The 10227-nt window shown below is 66.1% G+C and carries 6 protein-coding genes; 1 reads left to right on the forward strand and 5 read right to left on the reverse strand.

Features of this window, described 5'->3' with window-relative positions; all coding sequences use genetic code 11:
* Nucleotide 1: 1 nt before the first annotated feature.
* Genes AB0I35_RS21485 through betT form a run of 3 tightly spaced genes read right to left on the reverse strand, consistent with a single transcriptional unit; the run spans nucleotide 2 to nucleotide 5203 of the window.
* A complete protein-coding gene (locus tag AB0I35_RS21485) occupies nucleotides 2-1555 on the reverse strand; it encodes a GMC family oxidoreductase N-terminal domain-containing protein (RefSeq protein ID WP_357397914.1) in 1554 nt (517 codons plus the stop codon).
* Nucleotides 1552-3066, reverse strand: a complete 1515-nt coding sequence (locus tag AB0I35_RS21490; protein WP_357397915.1) for an aldehyde dehydrogenase family protein — start codon at nucleotides 3064-3066, stop codon at nucleotides 1552-1554. The genes AB0I35_RS21485 and AB0I35_RS21490 overlap by 4 nt, the downstream gene beginning before the upstream one ends.
* A gap of 10 nt (nucleotides 3067-3076) precedes the next feature.
* A complete protein-coding gene (betT, locus tag AB0I35_RS21495; RefSeq protein ID WP_357397916.1) occupies nucleotides 3077-5203 on the reverse strand; it encodes a choline BCCT transporter BetT in 2127 nt (708 codons plus the stop codon).
* A gap of 264 nt (nucleotides 5204-5467) precedes the next feature.
* Here betT and AB0I35_RS21500 point away from each other — a divergent pair, with 264 nt between their 5' ends.
* Nucleotides 5468-7645, forward strand: coding sequence for a malate synthase G (locus AB0I35_RS21500; RefSeq protein ID WP_357397917.1), 2178 nt, complete (start codon nucleotides 5468-5470; stop codon nucleotides 7643-7645).
* Between the two features lie 622 nt (nucleotides 7646-8267).
* Here the strand turns inward: AB0I35_RS21500 and AB0I35_RS21505 are convergent.
* Entirely contained in the window at nucleotides 8268-8462 is a 195-nt protein-coding gene (locus AB0I35_RS21505) for a helix-turn-helix domain-containing protein (RefSeq protein WP_357397935.1), read from the reverse strand.
* Between the two features lie 257 nt (nucleotides 8463-8719).
* On the reverse strand, nucleotides 8720-9643 hold the full coding sequence (locus AB0I35_RS21510; protein WP_357397918.1) for a hypothetical protein: 924 nt from the start codon (nucleotides 9641-9643) through the stop codon (nucleotides 8720-8722).
* Between the last annotated feature and the right edge of the window lie 584 nt (nucleotides 9644-10227).

The following is a 10227-nucleotide window of genomic DNA, read 5'->3' on the forward strand; positions in this document are numbered from 1 at the left end:
ATTACTTTCGGTCGGCAGCCACCAGTTCGGCGCAGCGTTCGCCGACCAGCATGACGGTGATGTTCGGGTTCACCGTGGTGTGGGCCGGGAACACCGAGGCGTCGGCCACGCGCAGTCCCTCGATGCCCTTGACCCGCAGTTCCGGGTCGAGCGGGCTCATCGGATCATCCGGTGCGCCCATCCGCACGGTGCCGACCGGGTGGTAGACGGTGTTGTGGGTGCGCCGGATGTAGTCGGCTAGTTCGGCATCGGTCTCGGCCTGCGGACCCGGATACAGTTCCCGTTCCACCCATTCCGAAAGCGCTGCGGCGGAAGCGATCTCGCGGGCCTTGCGCAGCCCCGCGATCATCACCCGCATGTCGTGGCCCTCGGCGTCGGTGAAGTAGCGCGGGTCCACGCGAGGCTTGTCGCGGAAGTCGCGCGACCGCAACCGCACGGTGCCGCGCGAGCGGGCATGGGTGACATTGGGGGTGAGGCAGAAGGTGTTCTCGGCCGTCGGGTAACCCTGGCGCAGGGTATGCATGTCGAAGGGGACACTGCCGTAGTGCATCATCAGGTCGGGCCGGTCGAGCCCGTCGACGGTGGTGGTGAAGATGCCCGCCTCCCACCATTGCGTCGAACTGCGCACCATCGGCTGTTTCGTCTCGAACCCGATCACCCCCTCCGGGTGATCCTGTAGGTGCGCACCGACGCCGGGGGAGTCGACCACGACGTCGATTCCGTGCTCCCGCAGGTGATCCGCCGGACCGATACCCGAGAGCATCAGCAGCTTCGGCGAGTCGATGGCCCCGGCCGAGACGATCACCTCCCACTCGGCGGTGACCCGAGCGGCCCGCCCGAAGGCGTTGTCGGTGTATTCCACACCGACCGCGCGCCCGTTCTCGATGAGGATCCGCTTGGCCCACGCCCCCGTCCGGATGGTGAGATTCGGCCGGTCCAGAATCGGGTGCAGGTAGCTCACCGACGACGAGGAACGGGTGCCGTCGGTGCGGCTGTTGATCTGGAAGAAGTTGGCGCCGTTGACAACCGTGCGATCGGCATTGAACTCCGCACGGGGAATCCCGACCTCCCCGCAAGCGTCCAGTACCGCCACACCGCAAGGGTCCTTCGGTGGCACCGTCATGATGTTCACCGGCCCACTGCGACCGTGGTGCTCGCCGGGGGCATCGTTGGTTTCGATGCGGCGGTAGAGCCGGTACACCGAGTCCGCACCCCAACCGGTCGCGCCGTGCTCGCGTTCCCAGCTGTCGAGGTCCTCGCGCGGCGCCCAGAAGGCGATGCAGCTGTTGTGCGACGAACAGCCACCGAGCACCTTGGCCCTGGCATGGCGCATGAACGAATTGCCGTTCTCCTGCGGCTCGATCGGATAGTCCCAGTCGTAACCGGATTCCAGCAGTTCCATCCAGCGATCCAGGCGAAGGATCGCCGGGTCGTCGACATCGGACGGACCCGCCTCGAGCAGGCACACCGTCACCGACGGGTCCTCCGAGAGGCGAGCGGCCACCGCCGCGCCCGCCGAACCGGCGCCGACGATCACATAGTCGTAGGAATTCACCGCTGGTCCTCCCGCAGCTCGAACCAGCCGGTGACCGCCGGCCGGAGGTTCTCGTACACGTGCTTGGCCTCGCGATACTCGTGCAACCCGGACGGACCGAGTTCGCGGCCGACACCGGATCGGCCGAATCCACCCCACTCCGCCTGCGGCAGATAGGGCCCGAAGTCGTTGACCCACACCGTGCCCGCGCGCACCCGGGCAGCCACCCGCCGCGCCCGCGCCGAATCGCTGGACCACACCGCGCCCGCCAGGCCGTATTCGGTGTCGTTGGCGATGGAGATCGCCTCTTCCTCGGTCGTGAACGTCTCGACCGTGACCGTCGGGCCGAACGCCTCGTCGTGCACACACGCCATCGTGCGGTTCGCGCGATCGATGACGGTCGGCAGATAGAACCAGCCGTCGTCGAGGCTGCCCGAACCCTGGTCGCCGACGGCGAAGGTACCGCCGGTGCGGATATCGGCCCCGTCCGCGCGGGCCTGCTCCACATAGGCGTGCACCTTGTCGCGATGCGCCGACGAGATCAGCGGACCGGTCTCGGTGCCGTCGGCGAACGGCAGACCGAGGCGGATCTCACGGGCGCGGCGGACGAGTTCGTCGACGAACCGGTCGTGCGCCGACTCCTCGATCACCAGCCGCGCCCCCGCCGAGCACACCTGGCCGGAGTGCAGGAACGCCGCGTTTAGGGCGTTGTCGACACAGGCGCTGAGGCGTTCGTCGGTGTCGCAGGCGTCGGCGAAGATGATGTTCGGGTTCTTGCCGCCCAGCTCGAGGGCCACCTTCTTCACCGTCGCCGCCGCCTCGCGGGCGATGACGCGACCCGTGGACAGCCCGCCGGTGAACGAGACGAGGTCCACATCGGGATGGGCCGACAGGGGAGCGCCCGCGGTCGGACCGGCGCCGAGGACGAGATTGGCCACGCCCGGCGGTACCCCGAGGTCGTCGAGGACGGTCATCAGCAGGATCGCGGTGTGCGGGGTGAGTTCGGCGGGCTTGAGCACGAAGGTGTTGCCCGCGGCCAGCGCCGGTGCCACCTTCCAGGCGGCCTGCAGCAGGGGGTAGTTCCACGGCGTGATGAGCCCACACACCCCGACCGGTTCGTAGACGATGCGCGAATCGATGTCGGCGTTGCCCGCGTCGACCACCCGGCCCGCGTCCTCGGCGGCGAGCTTGCCGAAATACCGGAAGCAGTTCTCGATATCGGTCATGTCGATCTCGGACTCGTAGGGCCGTTTGCCCGTGTCCAAGGTCTCGGCGCCGACGAACTGTTCGCGTCTGCCCTCGATCGCGTCGGCGATGTCGAGCAGCAGATCGCCGCGTTCACCGGCCGTGGTGGTGCGCCACGGTCCGTCGTCGAAGGCGCGCCGGGCGGCGGCGATGGCGGCCTCGGTGTCCTCCGCGCCCGCCTCGGCGACGGTGCCGACCACGGAATCGTCCGCCGGACAGCGGATCTCGCGGGTCAGACCGGACGCGGCCGCGCGCCAGGTGCCATCGATATAGAGGGTCTGGCTCATGGTTGTCCCTTCACGATTCGTCGGTGTCGACGGCTTCGGGTTCGTGGTGATCGGTGGCGGAGCGGCGCAGGTAGAGATAACCGAGGTGACGTTCGTACTGGTCGAGGATGTCGCCGATCACCTGCTCACGGCTGTACCCGTTGAGGGCGTATCCCTGCGAGCCCTCGGCCAGATACACCTCGCAGCGGAAATAGCGGTCGCCGGAGCGCTGGGCGAGGACCGCGTACGACGGTGCGGGCGCCGAGACCGGCCACACCCCGTATTCGAACCCGGTCTCGGTGCCCTGATCGACGATCAGCCTCGGATACGGCAGTCCCTCGTGGGTGCCCGATTCGTCGATGTGCGCGGTGAGTCCCATCCTGGCCAGCTCCTCGGAAACCTCACGCATGGCCGGAATCACGGTGTTGTTCAAGAACTTCCGGGTCGAGGCCGGGCCGGGGTAGTGGACGGTGGCCAGCAGCCTGCGCCGCCAGCTGCCGTGCTCGCTCGGTCCGCGCCCGGCCGCGATGGCATTGGGTAGCGCCGCCCGGTAGCTGTCGATCTTGAACGACTCGTTGCGCACCGCGCGCAGCATCGCGATTCCGATCAGAGCCAGCACGAACGAGAACGGCAGGCCCATGATGATCGTCGCGTTCTGCAGGGTGATGATCGAGCCGCCCGCCCCCGCGAACAGCATCGACAGGGTGAGCAGACCGATCGCGGCCGACCAGAAGATGCGGGTGCCACGCGCGCAATCAGCCATCGGATCGGGCAGTTTCGACGTGAAATTGCCCATCACGAGCGAACCGGAATCGGCGCTGGTCACATAGAACAGCAGACCGGTGATGGTGGCGATGCCGAGCAGGAAGGTGGCGCCGGGATATTGCTCGAGCAGGGAGTAGAAACCCAATTCCGCTCTGGCGGCTGTCTTTTCGGCGAACTGCTGATCGTCGCGCGCCACCTGCAACGCGCTGTTGCCGAACACCGAGATCCACAGCAGGGTGAAGCTGAACGGCACGACGAGCACACCGAAGATGAACTGGCGCAGGGTGCGTCCGCGCGAGATACGCGCGAGGAACAGCCCGACGAACGGCGCCCATGCCACCCACCACGCCCAGAAGAACAGCGTCCAGCTGTCGAGCCACGTCGAGGGCTGATTCGCCGTCTCCGGATTGCGTTCCCAGGCAAAGGTGTTCAGGGTGCGGTCCAGGAACGTCGACAGGTAGTCGCCCGCGTTCTGGGTGAGCCCGTTGAGCAGGAACGACGTGCGACCCGCCACCAGGATGTAGATCAGCAGGGCGATGGCCATGATGACATTGAGTTCGGACAATCGCCGGATGCCCTTGTCGACCCCGGTGGTCGCGGAAATGGTGGTGATGGCCACCGACAACGCGATCAAACCGATCTGGGCCGCCTTGCCCTGCGGGACGCCGAACAGCTCGTGCAGACCGTAGTTGAGCTGGACGATGCCGATGCCGAGCGAAGTGGCGATACCGAAGATGGTGCCGAGCACCGCGGCCACATCGATGGCGTCGCCCCAGCGCCCGTGCAGGCGCTTGCCGAAGATCGGGTAGAGGGCGGCGCGGATCGTCAGCGGCAGGTTGTGCCGGAACGCGAAATACGCCAGCGCCCCGCCCATCAGCGCGTACATCGCCCAGCCGGTGATGCCGTAATGGAAGATCGTCCAGGTCACCGCCTCGCGGGCGGTGTGATCGGTCTGGGCGGGGCCCTCCGGCGGGTGCAGGTAGTTGTAGACCGGTTCGGCGACGGAGAAGAACATCAGGTCGATGCCGATGCCCGCCGCGAACAACATCGACGTCCAGGAGAACAGGCTGTATTCCGGGCGTGACTCCTCCGGGCCGAGGCGATACCGGCCGTACCGACCTGCGCCGAGGAACACGACCAGCCCGAGGATCACGGTGGCGAGCACGAAATACCACCAGCCGAACCAGGTGGAGATGAAGGTCTTCACCTCGCCGACGACGCTTTCGGCACTCGCCGGCGAGGCCAGCGCCCAGACGGCGAAAGCCAGCACGAGCCCGGCGGCGGTGAGGAACACGGGCTTGTTCACCGACCGCTTGTTTGCCACCGGGTGCAACGGCACCTGCGTCGCCCCGACAGGTGTGGTGTTGTCGCCGGGATTGCTGGGGGCACCCATGCGACGAAGGCTAGTTCGTCCACCTCGCGCTTTCGTGCACATCCGGTGGTTGCTGCGCCCGTGTTCGAGCGTGCACGACGGCCGTGAGGCGGGAACCTACAATCGAGAGGTGGTTCGCCACGCCCAGCCGTCGGCCCCGACGATTCGGCGTGGCGGAATGCGTGACGTCCGCCGGGCGTTCCACCCACACGCGATGTCAGCTATACCCACGGGTAACATGACATCGACTTTTCCAGCCGGTTTTCAACCGAAGTGAGGCAGTAGATGACAGAGCGGATTCAGGTCGGCGGGCTCCAGGTGGCGAGCGTTCTCCACGATTTCATCGAGAACGAGGCGCTTCCCGGTACCGGCGTAGATTCCGCCGCGTTCTGGGCAGGCGCCGAACAGGTCATCAACGACCTCGCGCCGCGCAACCGTGCCCTGCTGGCCGAACGCGACGAGATCCAGGGCAAGCTCGACGCCTGGCACGGCGAGAACCCCGGCGCCGGCTACGACAAGGCCGCCTACAAGAAGTTCCTCGCCGAGATCGGGTACCTGCGCCCCGAGCCCGCGCCGTTCCAGATCGGTACCGGCAACGTCGACACCGAGATCGCCACCACCGCAGGCCCGCAGCTGGTGGTTCCGGTGATGAACGCGCGTTTCGCGATCAACGCCGCCAACGCCCGCTGGGGTTCGCTCTACGACGCGCTGTACGGCACCGACGCCATCTCCGAGGCCAACGGCGCGGAGAAGGGCACCGGCTACAACCGCGTGCGCGGCGACAAGGTCATCGAGTGGGGCCGTAACTTCCTCGACGACGCCGTCACCCTGATCACCGGTTCGCACATCGGTTCCTCGTACTACAAGATCGTCGACGGCGAGCTCGAGGTCGGCCTGGAAGACGGCACCGACATCGGCCTGGCCGATCCCTCCCAGCTGGTCGGCTACCTCGGTGACCCCGAGGCCCCCACCTCGGTGCTGCTCAAGCACAACGGTCTGCACATCGAGATCCAGATCGATCCGAATTCGCCCATCGGCTCCACCGACTCCGCAGGCGTCAAGGACATCGTGCTCGAGTCGGCGCTCACCACGATCATGGACTTCGAGGACTCGGTCGCCGCGGTCGACGCCGACGACAAGGTCGTCTGTTACCGCAACTGGCTCGGCCTGATGAAGGGCGACCTGGCCGAAGAGGTCACCAAGGGCGGCAAGACCTTCACCCGCACCATGAACCCCGACCGCGTCTTCACCGCGCTCGACGGTTCCGAGCTGGTGCTGCACGGCCGCTCGCTGCTGTTCGTGCGCAACGTGGGCCACCTGATGACCTCCGACGCCATCATCGACGCCGAGGGCAACGAGGTGCCCGAGGGCATCATGGACGGCCTGATCACCTCGCTGATCGCCATCCACTCGCTCAACGGCGACACCCAGCGCCTCAACTCGCGCACCGGCTCGGTCTACATCGTGAAGCCGAAGATGCACGGCCCCGACGAGGCCGCGTTCACCAACGAGCTGTTCGGCCGCATCGAGGACGTCCTCGGCCTGACCCGCAACACCCTCAAGGTCGGCATCATGGACGAGGAGCGCCGCACCACGGTCAACCTCGCCGCGTCGATCGAGGCCGCCAAGGACCGCGTGGTGTTCATCAACACCGGCTTCCTCGACCGCACCGGCGACGAGATCCACACCTCCATGGAGGCCGGGCCGATGGTCCGCAAGGCCGAGATGAAGACCCAGACCTGGATCACCTCCTACGAGGACTGGAACGTCGACACCGGCCTGGCCAAGGGCCTGCCGGGCAAGGCCCAGATCGGCAAGGGCATGTGGGCCATGCCCGACCTGATGGCAGGCATGCTCGAGCAGAAGATCGGCCACCCCAAGGCGGGCGCCAACACCGCGTGGGTGCCCTCGCCGACCGCCGCCACCCTGCACGCCACCCACTACCACCAGGTGGACGTGTTCAAGCGCCAGTCCGAGATCGCCAAGGGCGGCCCCCGCGCCACCGTCGACCAGATCCTCGAAATCCCACTCGCCGCGTCCACCGACTGGTCCGACGAGGAGAAGCGTCAGGAGCTGGACAACAACTCCCAGGGCATCCTGGGCTACGTGGTCCGCTGGATCGACCACGGTGTCGGCTGCTCCAAGGTGCCCGACATCAACGACATCGGCCTGATGGAAGACCGTGCCACCCTGCGCATCTCGAGCCAGCTGGTCGCCAACTGGCTGCGCCACGGCATCGTCTCCGAGGCCGACGTGATCGCGAGCCTCGAGCGGATGGCCCCGGTCGTCGACCGCCAGAACGCCGGCGACAAGAACTACCGCCCGATGGCGCCGAACTTCGACGCCTCGATCGCCTTCCAGGCCGCCAAGGAACTGGTCCTGGAAGGCACCAAGCAGCCCAACGGCTACACCGAGCCGATCCTGCACCGGCGTCGTCGGGAGTTCAAGGCCGCGCAGAAGTAGTGATCTCCAGTGATTGAAAAGTAGCTCATACCAGCACTTTTCGCGTGCGGCCCCGCCTCGGAGTACATCCGAAGCGGGGCCGCTGTCATCACCGGAAATCACGCCGGATACCGGCGTGTCACGCTCAAAACGGTCACAAAAACGGTCACACATTTTGACGTGCCGATGCGTGGTCTACCAGCGGATACGCGGCTGCCGTGCGGGCAGACCTTGCGGCGATGTGGCGTGGGAGCGTGGCGCGCAGGCCTAAAGTTTGCTGACAGATTGCTACGGGTTGGCGTCTCCCGGCGCGTCGCAGACCGACACGCCGATGGTCCGGCGGGGATGTATGCGCGTTGCCTGAGCGTCAGGATGGTCGCGGCGAGGGCGTCGATATCTAATTCGGCCGCGGGTGCGCGTGACGATTGGCCAGAAGGGTCCCGGAAATCCCCTGAGTTCGGGTGAGCCTCGTTGAGACCGGCTCCAACAGCGGAGTCTGCGACGACTGTCCAGACTGTTTGCGGTGGGTCGCTGTAGGAGCCGGCTTTCACGTGGGCGTCGTGAGCGGGGCGCCTTCCGGTGGTGCCGGGTTGATCGAGGGACGTGCGATGTGATCCCGAACCTGGGCGAGTGCTCAAGGGCATCAATGTGCGGTGCGGCGGATCTGGGCGGCAGGCTTGGCGTCGGAATGCTGGTGTTCCCAGGCGCGGATGTCGGCGAGGCGGTAGCGACGGTGCCGCCCGAGGCGGGCATAGCGGGGACCGGACCCGGCCGATGCCCAACGTGCCAGGGTTCTGGCCGGAATCAGTAGTCGTTGGGCGAGGTCGTCAGTGCTCAGCTATGTCTCGCCATCTGCTGTCGCTGGTGTCGCAGGTTCGGAACTGTCAGATGCGGTATCACGCAGCCGTTGGTGCTCCCATGCGCGGTGGCACCGAGCCGGTATCGGCGGTGCCGGCCGAGGCGGGAGTAAGGCGGTCCGGAGCCCGTGCTGGCCCAGGAGGCGAGCGTTTTGAGGGGAATGTTCCAGCGTGCGGCAAGATCGGCACGCGGTACCCGTCGTGGGACTCGGTGGTCGGCAAACCAGGATCTGGGGGTTCACGCCAGGATGTCCGCAGCACGAAGAAGGATCTCCCCAGTGCGAGCAGCGTGCTCTCTTTTCCGTCGCAACAGTTCGTCAAAGCGGATTCGCCCGTCGAGGACCAGCTGCAGGTCGTATCCCTCAGTCAGTAGGAGCACCCGCCGCCCGCCCTCTCCGCTCAGTTTGATTGCGTTGGGTTGGAAGCCGTTGATGGACAGGAAGAGACCCAAAGTGTTGTCCAGCTTGCGTCTCACTTTGTCAGCGAAGATCGACAGATCGGCCGTGGTGCTCAGTTCCTTCTGCCACTTTGCTTCCAGTAAGTAGTCGGTTCCCGCGAAGGTGAAGGCTCCGTCGATCTGCTCCCCTTGGATCCGGAAGGGCCCCTTCGCGTTGATGTCGTACACCGTGAAGAGTCGGTTCAGCAAGTCCTCCAAGGCATATCCGCGTGCTTGCGGTTCCTGGGAGTGCATGGCGAGGAACTTGGCGCGCAGCTCCGCGGTCTCGCGGGCGAGGGCCTGTTCCCTCTTGGCGCGTTCTTGGTCGATACGGCGGCGCTGCGCTGCTGCTTCAGCTTCCGACCGCATCGCTCGGTAGGGCTCGACCAAATCTCGCAGGACGTTCAGGGCTGCAGTCGCGGTCTCGTACTTGGTGAGGCCGTCGTCGAGCCGCTTGAGAGGAGCGGGGTCGATTTCGACAGTCGCGAGAATCAATGCGATCAGGGTGTCGAAGTACCGGTGCTGGTTCTCGGCAAGCGTGGTGACGAGCTGGCGGACAATAGCTCGCTTGTAAGCACCGCCGCCCCAGTCGAGCTGGGCAATCAGTTCGGGCTGTCCGGTGGCGCTTCGGAGAAAAGCTCTCAGGTCGTCCTTGTACCAGTAAGCACAGGCCAAAGCCTCCTGTAGCGGCACGAGCACCGCGGGAGAAACAACCTTCGTCACCACCAGCACAGTCTATTTCACGGTGTGCGTCCACCTGCCGCGAGGCGGGCAAACGCCACACCCTCGGACGCGAATGGGGTCTTTGATCGGTTGAGACCAAGACCGTTTACCGAACACCCCCCGAATCGGCGGCTGTTGTCGATTGTCGGAGTCCTGTTCAGCGCCGACCTGCGAATTTCGCTGCGGCTGAACGGGACTAGCGATCATGGGCGTGTCCTGTGCTCCTCGGCAGTACCGTGCATTCAACTCGTACTCGGTTCGGGAGCCCGATCCGATCGACTCGGTGACCTGATCCTCGTCAGCCCCCCGGCGGTTTCGCCGCGGCGGAGTAGACGCCCGGCGACGGGCTGACGCGATCCGCAGCGGGGCCCATCCAGGGCTCAGGTGGCCGCGAATTCCTGGTAGACGGGTCGTCGCAGGTCGCTCTCCGTAGCGCTCACACTCTGCGGCGGCCCGCTCTTCGTTCCTGGGCCACGACCGAACAGGGTGGTGCGACCGGATCGCTGACCGCCGTTGGGGCTGTTCCGAATGAGGGGGAAGGTGCGAAAGGATGAATCCGTGAACCACACCGACCTCAGCGGCAACGC

Source organism: Nocardia sp. NPDC050378 (assembly GCF_040655675.1).
GTDB classification, from domain to species: domain Bacteria; phylum Actinomycetota; class Actinomycetes; order Mycobacteriales; family Mycobacteriaceae; genus Nocardia; species Nocardia coubleae.